This window comes from Azotobacter tropicalis (assembly GCF_059739045.1).
Map to the genome: position 1 here is coordinate 2,599,990 of NZ_AP046059.1, position 14,127 is coordinate 2,614,116.

Below are 14,127 nucleotides of genomic sequence, written 5' to 3' on the forward strand. Positions count from 1 at the left end.
GGAGAGAGCCATGAAACAGCGACAGGAAATGGTCGCCCACTACCGCGCGTGCTTCGGCGAGCTGTGCGCCCGACCGGAACACCGCCCCATCGAACCCTACACCCGCCCGCGGCGCCTGAACTTCGCCGAGCCGGAAAGCGAGACCGCTCGCCGCGTGCCGGCCCGCCTGACCCTGGCCCTGACCAGCGCCTACGCCCTGCTCGCCGACTGGCAGGAGTCCCGCGACCCGTCGCTGGCTGGCCTCGGCAGCTGGCAACGCTACCTCGCCCTGCCGCGCCGCACCCCGGCGGAGAAGCTGATGGCCGAGGTCTTCCGCATCCTGCGCGTGTTCCGCGCCGCAGCGATCCAGCAGAACGGCGCCATCGAGATCCGCGACGACGGCCTGATCCGCGCCAGCTGCACCTACAACCGCTGCGCGCTGAGCCTTTTGATCAGCCAGAGCGGCCTCGAACTGCTCGCCGCCTGCGTCGCCTGCTACCTCGAATCCTTCGACCAGCCCTACAGCGACGCCTACGAGGAACTGCTGCTCGGCCAGTACTACGCCGACATCGTCGCCGAGATCCGCGCCTTCGCCGACGACGACCGGGTGCTGTTCCAGTTCCGCCACACGTGCTGGTTCAACCGTCATGTCCGCCTGGACTGCGACAACCCGCGCCTGCTGCTCGAAGAGGACGGCCACTACCGCATCGACCTGGGCAAGTACGGCGAAAACGCCGCCCGCCACCCGATCGATTTCTACATCAGCCTCGACGACCGCCTGTACATCGTGCCGGTCGAGGCCCTGAAGGCCGGGCGCATCGCCGTCGCCGAGCTGCCCCGCTGGCAGGCGCGCACGGACGGCGGGACGAAGCTGCCGGACGCCTTCCGCCTGCGCTTCGCCCACGAGAAGAACGTCGTCGGCCTGCCGATGACCTGAACCCCGCGCGCCGGGCCGCGCCCGGCGCCCGCCCGAGCCACCCCGAGGACACGGACATGAACGAGATCGGTCATCTGAAAATCGCCATCACCAGCAACGACCTGCTGCAGGTCGACGCCAATTTCGCCACCGCCAAGCAGATCGTCATCTACGACGTCACCTACGACGAGGCCAACTTCCTCGACGTCGTGCAGTTCAAGGGCGGTGGCAAGGGCGGCGAGGGCAAGCGCGGCCCCGGCGGCGGCGGTGGCTGCTCCATGGGCGATCCGACCGGCGGCGCCTCGGTCGACCAGATCCAGCTGCGCGTCGACGCCATGGCGGGTTGCGCCGTGCTCTTCACCCTCGCCCTCAGCGACTTCGCCGCGGTCAAGGTGAAGAACGCCGGGGTCTTCCCGGTGAAGATGCAGCACCCCCGCGAGATCGACGAGGTGGTCGAGCACCTGCAGCGGATGATGGGCAGCAACCCGCCGCTGTGGCTGCGCAAGGCGCTGGGCTACGGGGTGCGCAACCCCGACTACCTGATCGAGCGCGAGGCATGAGCGGCGTCTACCAGCTGCCCCTCGAACGCGCCCTCGCCGGCACCGCAACCTCCGGACACGACACGCCGGCGCTGGCCGCGGGCGGCTCGCCGGTGCTGCTGCGCCTCGACCGGGTGTCGATCGAACGGAGCGGCAAGCGCATCCTCGACGGCCTCGACCTGGAGATCCGCCGCGGCAGCATCACCGCCATCGTCGGCCCCTCGGGGATCGGCAAGAGCACCCTGCTGGCCACCCTCAACGGCCTGCTGCCGCCCGCCTCCGGCACGTTGAGCGTGGATGGCATCGGCCGCCTGCAGACCCCGGCCAGCCTGCTCGCCCACCGGCGCAGCAGCGCCACGGTGTTCCAGGAGCATGCGCTGATCGCCCGCCTCTCGGCGCTGGACAACGTGCTGCTCGGCCTGGCCGACCGCCGCCACCCGCTGTCGCCGCTGCCCTGGCCGCGGGCGATGCGCGAGCAGGCCCTCGCCGCCCTCGCCGAGGTCGGCCTGCTCGGCAAGGCCCTCGAGCCGGTCGCCCGGCTCAGCGGCGGCGAGCGCCAGCGCGTCGGCATCGCCCGCGCCCTGGTGCGCGAGCCGCGCCTGCTGCTCGCCGACGAACCCTTCGCCTCGGTCGATCCGGCCCTCGCCGAGCGCCTGGCCGGCGAATTCCGCCGCCTGGTGCGCGACCACGCGCTGACCCTGGTGATCGTCCTGCACCAGCTCGATCTGGCCCGCCGGCTGGCCGAGCGCATCGTCGGCCTGGCCGACGGCCGGATCGCCTTCGACGGCCCGCCGTCGCGCTTCGACGCCGCCGCCCAGGCGCGCCTGTTCCCCCTGCACCCAGCCCCGGAGCCCAGCCGCCCCCAGTAAAAGGAACGCCCCATGACCCGACTGCTCAAACGCCTGCGCCCGCTGTTCGCCGCGCTGCTCCTGCCGGCCGCCCTCGCCGCCCTCGCCGCCCACGCCGACGACGCGGCCCTGCCGAAGAAGCTGACCATCGGCCTGCTGCCGGCGAGTCAGCGCCCACCGTGATGCGCCTCAACGAACCGCTGCGCGCGCACCTGGAAAAGACCCTCGGCATGCCCGTCGAACTGACCGTCGGCGCCAACTACGCGGCGACCGGCGAGGCGCTGCGCTTCGGTCGCATCGACATCGCCTACCTGGGGCCTGTGACCTACATCCTGCAGAGCCAGCGCGCCAGGCTCGAACCCTTCGCCCGCCCGAGCCACGCCCAGGTCGGCCCGACCTTCCAGGCGGTGCTGATCGTCCCGGCCGACAGCCCGGCGCGCAGCTTCCAGGACCTGCGCGGCCAGGACGTCGCCTTCGGCGATCCGGCCTCCACCTCGGGCACCTGGGTGCCGCGCTGGATGCTGGCCGACGCCGGCCTGGTCTCCGGACGCGACTACACCCTGCGCGTGCTCGGCGCCCACGATGCGGTGGCGCTGGCCGTCGCCAGCAAGAAGGTCGCCGCCGGCGGCCTGTCCAGACCGATCTACGAACGCCTGCTCAAGGAAGGCAAGCTCGACCCCGCCAAGGTGCGCGTGCTGGCCGACTCGCCGGCGATCCCCGAATACATGTGGACCTTCCGCGAGGGCCTGGCGCCGGAGCTGAAGGAGAGGATCCGCCAGGCCTTCGTCAGCACCAGCGACCCGGCGGCGCTCGGCGTGTTCCGTGCCGAGGCCTTCATCCCCAGCGTCGATGCCGACGTCGACCGGGTGCGCGAGTGGATCTCGGTGGTCGAGCGCGAGCATCCCGAAGCCGTGACGGTGAAGCCATGAGCGCCGCCTTCGCCCAGCGCCAGGCGCTGCTGAAGGCAACGGCGCAACGCGCCTGGCTGTCGCGCCTCGCGCTGCTGGTCGGCCTCGGCGTGGTGCTGCTGGCCACCGGCTATACCGGCGCGCTCGATGCCGAGCGCTACCGCGAGCTGCTGCCGACCCTCTGGACGCTGGCCGGCGACGCCTGGCCGCCGGTGTTCGAGCGCTGGGAACACTGGAGCAAGCCGCTGCTCGACACTCTGACCATGAGCGTCGCCGGCACCGTCGGTGGCATCCTCGTCGCCCTGCCGCTCGGCGCCCTGGCGGCCGGCGGCCAGGCGCCCGCGCCGCTGCGCCAGTTGGTCCTGCTGCTGCTCAACGCCATCCGTTCGATCCCCAGCCTGGTGTGGGGCATCCTGTTCGTCGCCGCGGTGGGCTTCGGCCCGCTGCCCGGCGTGCTGGCGCTGGCCACCCACTCCACCGGCATGCTCGGCAAGTTCTTCGCCGAGATCTTCGAGCACGTCGACCGCGCCCCGGTGGACGCGCTGCGCAGCCAGGGCGCCCCGGTGCTCGGCGTGCTGCGCTTCGGCGTGCTGCCGCAGGTGCTGCCGCGACTGGTCGATGTCGCCCTCTACCGCTGGGAACACAACATCCGCGCCGCCACCACCCTGGGCGCGATCGGTGCCGGCGGCCTGGGGCTGGAGATCGTCACCGCCTTCCACCTCTTCGAATACCGCGAGGCCCTGGCCCTGATCGCCGTCCTGCTGGCGCTGGTCAGCCTCGTCAACCTGCTCGGCGCGCAGATCCGCCGCCGTTTCCTCGACCCCACCACCGCTTAAGGAGGCATTTCCGATGAGTGTCGAATCCGCCAAGGCCTACATCAACCGCATGCGCAGCGACGAAGCGTTCAAGAACCTGGTCAACGAAGGCGCGGAAGACGAAGAAGCGAGCTGGGCGCTGCTCAAGGAGCACGGCTTCGAGTTCAGCATGAACGAGTTCCGCCAGGCCCAGGACGAGATCTACGCCGAATACGGCATCAATCCCCTCTGAACAACACCCTCCCCTGCGACTCTGGCCTTGCGCCGACCGGACTCCCTGCCGGTCGGCGCTTTTTTCGTGTACCCATGTGCGCCTCCAGGTTCCCGCTGCGCCGCCCCCGCTCGCGTCCGAGCGCTTATGCTGAGGAAAGAAGGAACCACCGACAGGAGTCCCCATGGCCCGCTTCATCGTCATCGAATCCCTGGACGGCGTCGGCAAGACGACCCTGGTCCGCAACCTGGCCGCCGCGCTCGGCGGGATCGCCATGAGCATGCCCGGCCCGGCGGTCAAACCGCTGCGCGAGCAGATCCACAGCGTGCTGGGTGACGCCAAGATCGCCCACGCCCTGTTCTACCTCGCCATCGCCGCCGCCGAGGGCACCAGGGCGCGGGCCGCGGCGGACGCCGGCCGGACCGTGGTGATGGACCGCTTCCTGGCCTCCACCATCGCCTACGCCCGGGCACGCGGCGTCGAGGCCGACTTCGACGCCCTGCTCCCGGCCCTGCCGCGCCCGGACGTCTCGGTGCTGCTCACCCTGGACGAGGCCGAACGCCTCCGCCGCCTGGGCGCCCGCGGGGAAATGAGCCTCGCCGACCGCCAGAGCCTGGACCCGGCATTCCGGGGCGTGGTCATGACCGAACTCCGGGCGCGCTGCGATCTGCAGGTGGATATGACGGGGGCGGATGAGGAAGAGGCGGTAAGGCGGGTGATCGCGGCGGTTGGCAGTCTACCAACACTGCTGTAGGAGCGAACTTATTCACGACAGGAAGCCGCACCATCGCGAATAAATTCGCTCCTACCGAGGCCTGCTCCATCGGCCTCCCGAATAGGAAAGTGCAAGACCTTGAAAGGGCTGGAAATGAACGCTCCCGATCCTCACAAGCAACGGCGGCTGCACAGCTTCGGCAAGGCCCTGCTGCAACTCGACGAAGCCATGAAACTGATGAGCCGGCGGCCCCTGTCGAAACTGGAAAGGCAGGGAGCGTTTCATGTGTTCGAATGCAGCTACGAGCGGGGCTGGAACACGCTGAAAGATTTCCTCGTCTGGCAAGGCATCGAAGGAATCGTCGGCCCACGCGATACCATCCGCGAAGCCTTCAGCGCCGGCCTGATCGCCGATGGACAGGGCTGGATGCAGATGCTGACCGACCGCAACCGCACCTCGCACACCTACAACGAAGAAACCGCCGAAGCGATCCTGCTCAATATCCGGCAACAGCATCATCCGCTGCTCAAGGCGCTGGAGCGTGTGCTTTCCAGCCGGGCGGAGCCGAACGCATGACGCCCGAGGAAATCGGCCTTCCGCCGCAGGTCGTCGAGTCCATCCGCTAGGTGCTCGACCAGTTTCTGTGCGTCGAACAGGCCGTGCTCTATAGGGCCCGCGCCAAGGGCAACTGTGCGTCGATGATGGTTCTGTAAAAGATCGGTGCAACTGCCAGCAGACGGGTTTTATCGTTTTTAGAAGGCCGGCGTGGAGATCTATTTCTGCGGCCGCCCCTTTTGCAGCGCGGCAGCAACGAGAACATCAACGGGCTGATCCGCCACTACTTGCCCAAGGGCACGAACCTGACGGTCTACAGCCAAAAGCAGCTAAATACGATTGCCTATAAGCCGAATATCCGGTAGCGCAAACACTCCGAGTTTGAATTTCCGATCAAATTGATGACGGAAGCAATAGCGCTGCATCATGCTGTGCCTGCTTCCATCCAGTAATCATGCTGCACTCAGGCTCTGTAACAACCATCGCTAACTCTTGAGTTGAGCTTAGCTACGCAGCAGCTCCGACTCAAATAAATTTCCAGCCTCTAATCTCAATTAGATCCTGAATTTGCACATCAGCACCTCTGTTTCATATGACTAAATCTAATGAAATCTATCAGCGAATCCAGGATAAAGTTAGCTCATGTGCTCAATAAAAATTGCAAGCTCGCTCCCAGTGAAGAAATCCAAGCTGTATGCGAATGGCCAGAGCAGCGATTGCAGCAGTGTAAGCCCAGTCGAACCTCCGATGAGCATGGGGGCAACTCCCATACGAAAGAGCACAACATAAAAAAGCATTGCCACGCCAATCTGTAATAGTTTTACAGTAATCTCTTTCATCACCGTCTCTATAGTTCGATGCGAGATGGCATGTGCAAGCTCATGCGGCGACTTGCCCCAAAGCTGGTTAAAGAGCCGTTTCACGCTTCCGAGACTATTAATTTCTTTGCGCGCCTCTTTCAATGCCTCAGCATAAATTTGCGCTTGAATATAGCTTTTAATTTTGAATCGGTGGCGAGCCAGCTCTATTCCTTTCGGCAGATAGCCGACAGCACTAAAAGTGCCCGTGACTACGGACACTAAGTAAACAGAACAAACTAATAATTTTCCGGCTTCTTCCGTGAGCACCACCCCAGTGGCAACCACGGCGAGGCTGATTGACGCTACGTTTATTAGCACTGTTATTAAATACCCCCGGAGCATCTGACGAACCTGAGTCGAGACCTCGCTCCGGGCCCTACCGACACCGTCACGTACCCCTTGGTCCACAGCTTTTTGCACAAGTGTCCTGGCAGCATAACGAGCTCCAAAGTAGATAACAGGAGCGATCAGCACTGGCAACATGATTGGCCATTTCTCCGACTCATTTCCTTAAAGTCTCATATATATCTAAATTATTAATTCCCATAGCAAGCGCCCAATTGCCATCTTCTCTTCATCAACGTCAAAATAACAGCCGGCAGGAGAGACTTGGCTTGACCCCTCAGCCTAACAAGCCACTGGCCCAACAATTAAGTTAAACAACAACCAAAAACCATGATCTTTAGCCACCTTATAAATTTCTTGATTAACCTTGACCATATAGCTGGCTTGACGATATCCTCAAAAACCACAAGAGCCTAGCCACCTTGCATTAGCCACCTTATTAGCTTTTGGCTACTTAAACCCATAAGCACTTAGCTTAATGATCACTGTAGATCTCTGCTCCCCACCCTCTACCGTTGGCAGCCTTGCAGTTACTTGGTATTGAGTCGAGGAAGTACTTAAAGTCCATGAGAGCTCCTTAGGAACCTTCCGCGTAGTTATTGAGCCATCTTGGAACTTTGACAACGCTTTGGAAAACCCATCTTGCACTCCTTGTTTGTAGGAGCTTTGGACTAACTGATTTATAGAGACATCCAAACTCCCACCCGATTCAATAGCCAATTTAATCTTCTCAATCAAGTCCTCCATTCTTTCAGTTGGCGCACCACCAGAAGATACAATCTCCGTTTCCTCTTCAAGCCTGCCAATCCACTTGACCATAGACTCTGATCTGGCCTCTTTTAGTATTATATTTAATGGCTTCTTACTTTCCACCTTAGACACAACCCCACCACCCAAGAAAATTAACCACTACCAGACAACAAATACACAGCTTATCAAAACAGCACACTTTAAATAACGCCCTTGCACTCTCCAAGACTTCCATCCGCAATGGATTTTTGGCAAGAAACTACTTTTTCGGAAACTACATATTCATCTGCGTGAGGCTCTTCCATGGCATCATGAGAAGGAGAGGCAATCCTCAATGACCACATTACTCTGACATACCTGCTCTAACGCCCCATGCCTATCCCCTTTCTACTTTTACACCCCCATAAAATAAAGAAGAAAGGCACCGCAAAGCACACCCAAGCCGGCCAACTCGAAGGACGATAAAGACAGAGCAACAATTAAATATGGAGATAGAGAGCATGGCAGGCACCATTGCCGAAAAAAGCCCACAGAGCCATATGGTAATTTCACACGCATAGTAATGGCATTTTGATTTTATAAAAACTGGCCTGTTTACGACTCGACTAATCCATGACTGCTCAGCCGGGGCCTACAGGTACGGCGGACGCCCTGCGCAAGCGCCCAACTGCACTCTACCCAGGTAGCCCCCGATACCTCCGCTCCGCACTCCTCGGCCTTCTCGCCACCGCATAAAACCGCCGCTTCACCGCCTCCGACGCCGCTGCGTAAAGCAAGGTGATCACCCCGATCATCGCCAAGAGTCCCGGCGGCAGGGGGACGAGATCGAACCAGCTGCCGGCCGGGGTGTAGGGCAGCAGCACGGTGAGCAGCATCACCGCCAGGGTGCTGGTCAGCAGCAGGCGGCCGGGGCGGCTGCGGTAGAGGGGTTTGTAGGTGCGCACCACGAAGATGATCGCCAGCTCGGTGAGCAGCGACTCGACGAACCAGCCGGTGCGGAACAGTTCGGGCCGTTCGCCGACGAAGTAGAACAGCGCGCCGAAGGTCAGCAGGTCGAAGGCCGAGCTGACCAGCCCGAACACCACCATGAAGTTGCGCACCTCGCGGATGTTCCAGTGGTGCGGGGTGCGCTCCCATTCGCGGTCGACGTTGTCGCCGGCGATGCCCATCGCCGGGATGTCGGAGAGGAAGTTGTTGAGCAGGATCTGCTTGGCCAAGAGCGGCAGGAAGGGCAGAAACAGCGAGGCCAGAGCCATGCTGATCATGTTGCCGAAGTTGGCGCTGGTGGTGATGAAGATGTACTTGAGGGTGTTGGCGAAGGTGTGGCGGCCTTCGTCGATACCCTGGCGCAGCAGGTCCAGGTCGTGGCGCAGGAGCACGAAGTCGGCCGCTTCCTTGGCCACGTCCACCGCCTGGTCCACCGAGACGCCGACGTCGGCCGCGTGCAGCGCCGGGGCGTCGTTGATGCCGTCGCCGAGAAAGCCGACCACGTGGCCGGTCTTCTGCAGGGCGAGGATGATCCGCTCCTTCTGGTTGGGGTCGACCTCGGCGAACAGCGCCACCTGCGGCGCCAGGTTGAGCAGTTCCTCGTCGCGCATCTGCAGCAGCTCGCCGCCGGTGATCACCCGTTCGGCGGAGATGCCGACCGCCTCGGCGACATGGCCGGTGACCAGGCGGTTGTCGCCGCTGATGATCTTCACCGCCACGCCGAGCCGGCCGAGGGCCTGCAGGGTGTCGCGCACGCCGGGCTCGGGCGGGTCGAAGAACAGCAGGAAGCCGGCGAAGGCCAGCTCGCTCTCGTCGCGCTCGGCGTAGCGCGCCAGGCGCGTCACCGGCCGGCTGGCCAGGCCGAGCACCCGGTAGCCCTGGGCGCTCCACTGCGCGTAGCGCTCGCGGAGCGCGGCCAGTGCCGCCTCGTCCAGCGGCGCCGCCGCCTCGCCCTCGCCGATCCGCGTGCAACGCTCCAGCACCTTGTCCAGCGCGCCCTTGACGATCATCAGCGCCTGCCCGTCGGCGCCCTCGACGACCACTGCGAGGCGCTTGCGCACGAAGTCGTAGGGGATCTCGTCGAGCTTGCGATAGGCGCCGAGGTCGAGGCCCTGCTCCTGCGCCGTAGCGACCAGCGCGGCGTCCAGGGCGTTGGCCAGCCCGGTCTGCAGGCTGGCGTTGAGGCTGGCGAGCAGCAGGCAGCGCGCCGAGGGCTCGCCGCGCTCGTCCAGCGCGCCGTCGAGCTGCACCACGCCGCGGGTCAGGGTGCCGGTCTTGTCGGTGCACAGCACGTCCATGGCGCCGAGGTTCTCGATGGCGTTCAGGTGACGCACGATCACCCCGCGCCGGGCCATGCGCTGCGCGCCCTGGGCCAGGGTGATGCCGAGGATCGCCGGCAGCAGCTCGGGGGACAGGCCGACCGCCAGGGCGATGGCGAACAGCAGGGTGTCCACCGTGGGCCGTTCGAGCAGGATGTTGGCCGCCAGCACGCCGACCACCATCAGCAGCATCACCTTGAGCAACAGGGTGCCGAAGTGGCGCAGGCCGCGCTCGAACTCGGTTTCCGGCGGGCGCAGGCTCAGGCTGCGGGCGATCTGCCCGTACTCGCTGTCGGCGCCAGTGCGCACCGCCAGCAGGGTCGCCGTGCCGCTGCGCAGCGAGCTGCCCATGAACAGGCAGTTGTCGCGCTCGGCGAGGCTCGCCTCGGGCCGGGCCTGCCCCGGGCGCTTCTCCACCGGGAAGGTCTCGCCGGTCAAAAGACCCTGGCTGACGAAGCAGTCGCGCGCCGCCAGTACCAGCCCGTCGGCGGGGATCAGGCTGCCGGCGGACAGCTCGACCACGTCGCCCGGCACCACCTCGCCGGCCGGAATCTCGACCAGCGTGCCGTCGCGGCGCACCCGGGCGGTGATCGCCACGCGCCGGCGCAGCTGCTCCAGGGCGTGGGAGGCGCGGTATTCCTGGCCGGCGCCGAGCAGCGCGCTGACCAGCACGATGACCAGCACGATGGCCGCGTCCAGCCAGTCGTGGACCACCAGCGAGACCACGCTGGCGAAGATCAGGATCAGCACCAGCGGGCTGCGCAGCTGTTCGAGGAACATCCGCGGCAGACCGCGGGGGCGGGCCTGTTCCGCGGTCCGGCCGGCGCCGGCGCGGGCGGCGGCCGCCGGGCCGGCGAGCCCTTCGGCGCGGCTGTCCAGGGCGGCGCAGGCCTGCTCCGCCGTCCAGCTCCACCAGGCCTCGCCGCTCGCCGCCGGCGCCGCCTGCGGCGTGCGCAGCGCCCTGCGGGTGACCAGCAGGCCGGGCAGCATCGGCAGCCAGAAGCTCAGTCCGCGAAACAGCAGGGTCGCCGACAGCGCCACCGCCAGCGGCACGCCGGCCCAGTGCAGGGTGGTCACCGCCGCCGCCTCGAAGACGCCGAGGCCGCCCGGCGTGACGCCGATGCTGCGCAGCACGCAGGCCAGCATGTAGCCGGCGAACGCCCCGCTCCAGGGCACTTCGCCGCCCAGCGAATGGACCAGCGCCCAGAGGCTGGTGGCATCCAGCAGGACGATGCCCAGGTCGAGGGCCACGGCCAGCGCCAGCAGGCGCGGGTTGCGGGTCAGCCGCCGGTCGGCCTCGCCGATCAGCGCCAGGCCGCGCTCGACCCAGGCGCCGCCGTCGAGGCGTTGCAGCCAGCCCGGCAGGCCGCCGCCGGCCAGCAGCGCCACGCCCAACCCGACCGCCAGGCTGCCGAGGGCGAACAGCGTGCCGGCCACCAGCAGCAGCAGCGTGGCATGCCCCTCGGCGACCGCGATGCCGAGCGCCACGGCCAGCGCCAGCGCATAGGCGAGCAGGTAGGAGCTCAGGCTGACCGCCAGGCAGGCCATGGCCACCGGGCGCGGGATGGCCAGGCGCTCGAAGGCCGCGGTGACCGCCAGGGTTCCGCTGACCCCGTAGGTCGGCAGCGCCTGGTCGACGAACAGTTTCATCAGCCCCAGCCGGCAGGCGCCGAGCAGCGGCAGGCGGGCTTGGCCGGCGCGCGCCACGCTGCGGTAGAGCTGGCCCTGGGACAGATAGGTCAGCGCCTGCAGCGCCAGGGCCAGGACGAACCAGCCCGGCTCGACCTGCTCGACCAGGCGGGCGAACGCCTCGGCCTCGGCGCGATGCAGGGCCACCCCCACCACCGCCGCCAGGGTCGCCGCGCCGAACAGCCAGGAACTCCACAGCCGCCGCAGCGGCTGCAACAAGCGCGGGGAGCCGCTGCCGAGGGTGCCGGCGGACGAATCCATGTCGTTGGAACTGGTCATTTCTCCCCCTTGCCGGCGACGCGGGCACACCTCTACAGCGTAGCCAGCGCGGCGGCTGTCCGGGAGCGGGCAGGGTGTCACGCCCTCGAGCAGCGGAGACGGCGTGTTCACGGCTTCCGCGGGGCTTTTGCGCAGCGCCTCGGCTACCGGCGGCCGCGATCTGCCCGGCTGCCGGCGCGATCGTGCGAGGATGTGCATTTATCTGGATGAATCGTTTTACCTAAGAACAATTCCGGCGAAAACCAATTGATAAGCCGACATCTTGTCAAATGGAAAACCCCCTACTAAGGTAGCGATATCCCGGTACCAAGACCCTTGCCAGGACCACCGCCCGTTTCGGAACGGCCCCGGCAACCGACAAGAACAACAAGACGGCGACGACGCTCCGCTCCGTGGCGCTACGCCCGGCGAAGACAGCGGTGTCTGCCGACAAGGTGTCCCATGCCTCCAGCCATCCTGGCGCTCGCCCCGTGGGCGACTCTCCCGCCCCGCTCATCACTGTCCCCTGCCTGGCGGGCGGCCCTCCCGCGCCATGCCCAGCCGTCACCGTTGCCCGTGTTTCAGACCGCATCCCCCAGGAAGAACCGCAACACGCAAGGAAGTGCGCGTCCTGCTTACCGATAATCCCAACAATAGGAAGCTTGTATGTTTCGTCGTAAGTTCCTCGGCACCACCGTCATGACCGCTCTGGCGCTGTCCCTGGCGTCGCTCCACCCCGGCGCCCACGCGGCCGGCCAGACCGGCGAGGACTGGTCGCGCCATTCGGTGATCTACCAGATCTATCCGCGCTCCTTCGCCGATGGCGATGGCAACGGCATTGGCGACATGTCGGGCGTCATCTCGCGGCTGCCCTACCTGGACAGGCTGGGCGTGGACGCGCTCTGGCTGTCGCCCTTCTACAAGTCGCCCCAGGCCGACGCCGGCTACGATGTGGCCGACTACCGGGTGGTCGATCCGATGTTCGGCAGCACCGAGGAGTTCGAGCGCCTGCTGAAGGAGGCCCATGCCCGCGGCATGAAGGTGATCGTCGATCTGGTGCCCAACCACACCTCCGACGAGCACGCCTGGTTCCAGGCCGCGCTGAAGTCGCCGCCCGGCAGCCCCGAACGCGCCCGCTACATCTTCCGCGACGGCCGGGGCGAGAACGGCGAGCTGCCGCCGAACAACTGGCCGAGCGTGTTCGGCAAGGCCGCCTGGGACCGGGTGCCGGGCGAGAAGCAGTGGTACCTGCACCTGTTCGACAGCAAGCAGCCGGACCTCAACTGGGACAACCCGCAGGTGCGCGCCGAGTTCGAGCAGGTGCTGCGCTTCTGGCTGGAGCGCGGCGTGGACGGCTTCCGCGTCGACGTGGCGCACGGCCTGATCAAGGAGAAGGGACTGGCCGATCTGCCGGTCGAGGAAGGCCGCGAGAACGCCGGCGCGCTGGTCGGCCCGATGTGGGATCAGGACGGCGTGCACGAGATCTACCGCTCCTGGCGCAAGGTTCTCGACCAGTACCCCGGCCAGCGCATCCTGGTGGCCGAGGCCTGGGTCACCCCGCGCGAGCGCCTGACCCATTACGTGCGCCCCGACGAGATGGACCAGGCGTTCAATTTCGAATACCTGATGACCCAATGGGACGCGGGCGCCTTCAAGGAAGTCATCGACAGTTCGATGGCCCTGACCGCCACGGTGGGCGCGCCGACCACCTGGGTGACCTCCAACCACGACACCGTGCGCGCGCCCTCGCGCTACGGCCTCGAGGCGCTGGGCAAGCATGCCCTGCCGGGCAACGGCATCGGCCCCGCCAGCGCGCAGCCGGACGAGGCGCTCGGCCTGCGCCGGGCCCGCGCCCTGGCCATGCTGACCCTGGCCCTGCCCGGCTCGACCTATATCTACCAGGGCGAGGAGCTGGGCCTGCCCGAGCACACCACCATGGAAGGCCAGTACCGCCAGGACCCGATGTTCCTGCGCACCAAGGGCGAGGAAGTCGGCCGCGACGGCTGCCGCGTGCCGCTGCCCTGGAAGGCAGACGCCCCGTCCTTCGGCTTCGGCCCGGGCGACAAGACCTGGCTGCCGCAGCCGGCCGCCTACGCGCGCTATGCCGTGGACCGCCAGGAAGGCTCCGCCGATTCCACGCTGAACCTGTACCGGAAGATCCTGGAGCTGCGCCATGAGCACAAGCTGGGCGACGGCAAGCTGCAGTGGGTCGACGCTGGGAAGGACGTGCTGGCCTTCGACAATGGCGACCTGCGCGTGCTGATCAACATGGGAACACAGGCCGCAGCGCTGCCGGAAGGCAGCCAGGTGCTGCTGTCCAGCGAAGCGCTGCCGGAGGCGGGCAAGCTGCCGGGTAATACTGCGGTCTGGCTGAAACGGACGTAATCGCAATCCGGGGCAGCCTTCGCGGCTGCCTCATCACAAGAAAAGAAG

The 14,127-nt window shown here is 65.9% G+C and carries 13 protein-coding genes and 1 pseudogene; 11 read left to right on the forward strand and 3 right to left on the reverse strand.

The genetic code is table 11. The annotated features are described in order from the left end of the window. Window positions 1-10: 10 nt before the first annotated feature. The 10 genes and pseudogenes from Atro_RS12355 to Atro_RS12400 form a co-directional block, all read left to right on the forward strand. Window positions 11-916, forward strand: coding sequence for a hypothetical protein (locus tag Atro_RS12355; protein WP_497922659.1), 906 nt, complete (start codon window positions 11-13; stop codon window positions 914-916). 56 nt (window positions 917-972) lie between these two features. Further along, window positions 973-1,455 carry a NifB/NifX family molybdenum-iron cluster-binding protein gene (locus Atro_RS12360; protein ID WP_497922661.1) on the forward strand — a complete coding sequence of 161 codons (483 nt, stop codon included), beginning with the start codon at window positions 973-975 and terminating at the stop codon, window positions 1,453-1,455. Then, window positions 1,452-2,303: a phosphonate ABC transporter ATP-binding protein gene (locus Atro_RS12365; RefSeq protein WP_497922662.1), complete on the forward strand. Its 852-nt coding sequence runs from the start codon at window positions 1,452-1,454 to the stop codon at window positions 2,301-2,303. Before Atro_RS12360 ends, Atro_RS12365 begins: the two co-directional genes overlap by 4 nt. Window positions 2,304-2,315: 12 nt before the next feature. After that, window positions 2,316-2,465, forward strand: coding sequence for a hypothetical protein (locus Atro_RS12370; RefSeq protein WP_497922664.1), 150 nt, complete (start codon window positions 2,316-2,318; stop codon window positions 2,463-2,465). Then, window positions 2,465-3,211 (forward strand): phosphate/phosphite/phosphonate ABC transporter substrate-binding protein, encoded by a 747-nt coding sequence (gene phnD, locus Atro_RS12375; RefSeq protein ID WP_497922666.1) that lies wholly within the window; start codon window positions 2,465-2,467, stop codon window positions 3,209-3,211. The genes Atro_RS12370 and phnD overlap by 1 nt, the downstream gene beginning before the upstream one ends. Continuing rightward, the gene (gene phnE, locus Atro_RS12380) at window positions 3,208-4,026 is read left to right on the forward strand and encodes a phosphonate ABC transporter, permease protein PhnE (protein WP_497922668.1); all 819 of its coding nucleotides are present in this window, start codon (window positions 3,208-3,210) and stop codon (window positions 4,024-4,026) included. Before phnD ends, phnE begins: the two co-directional genes overlap by 4 nt. 13 nt (window positions 4,027-4,039) lie before the next feature. Beyond that, window positions 4,040-4,237, forward strand: coding sequence for a Nif11-like leader peptide family natural product precursor (locus Atro_RS12385; protein ID WP_497922670.1), 198 nt, complete (start codon window positions 4,040-4,042; stop codon window positions 4,235-4,237). A gap of 163 nt (window positions 4,238-4,400) precedes the next feature. After that, window positions 4,401-4,970, forward strand: a complete 570-nt coding sequence (locus tag Atro_RS12390) for an AAA family ATPase (RefSeq protein ID WP_497922672.1) — start codon at window positions 4,401-4,403, stop codon at window positions 4,968-4,970. A gap of 99 nt (window positions 4,971-5,069) precedes the next feature. Next, a complete protein-coding gene (locus Atro_RS12395; RefSeq protein WP_497922673.1) occupies window positions 5,070-5,507 on the forward strand; it encodes a nucleotidyltransferase substrate binding protein in 438 nt (145 codons plus the stop codon). A 180-nt stretch (window positions 5,508-5,687) separates the two neighbouring features. Next, window positions 5,688-5,938, forward strand: a pseudogene (locus tag Atro_RS12400) (IS30 family transposase); the annotation flags it as partial. 183 nt (window positions 5,939-6,121) lie between these two features. Here the strand turns inward: Atro_RS12400 and Atro_RS12405 are convergent. The 3 genes from Atro_RS12405 to mgtA form a co-directional block, all read right to left on the reverse strand. Continuing rightward, the gene (locus Atro_RS12405) at window positions 6,122-6,829 is read right to left on the reverse strand and encodes a hypothetical protein (protein WP_497922675.1); all 708 of its coding nucleotides are present in this window, start codon (window positions 6,827-6,829) and stop codon (window positions 6,122-6,124) included. A gap of 312 nt (window positions 6,830-7,141) precedes the next feature. Next, window positions 7,142-7,573, reverse strand: coding sequence for a hypothetical protein (locus Atro_RS12410; protein ID WP_497922677.1), 432 nt, complete (start codon window positions 7,571-7,573; stop codon window positions 7,142-7,144). 542 nt (window positions 7,574-8,115) lie between these two features. Next, window positions 8,116-11,715 carry a magnesium-translocating P-type ATPase gene (mgtA, locus tag Atro_RS12415; RefSeq protein ID WP_497922679.1) on the reverse strand — a complete coding sequence of 1,200 codons (3,600 nt, stop codon included), beginning with the start codon at window positions 11,713-11,715 and terminating at the stop codon, window positions 8,116-8,118. 645 nt (window positions 11,716-12,360) lie between these two features. Between mgtA and Atro_RS12420 the strand changes: the two genes are divergently transcribed. Further along, window positions 12,361-14,079, forward strand: a complete 1,719-nt coding sequence (locus Atro_RS12420) for a glycoside hydrolase family 13 protein (protein WP_497922681.1) — start codon at window positions 12,361-12,363, stop codon at window positions 14,077-14,079. Window positions 14,080-14,127: the final 48 nt, after the last annotated feature.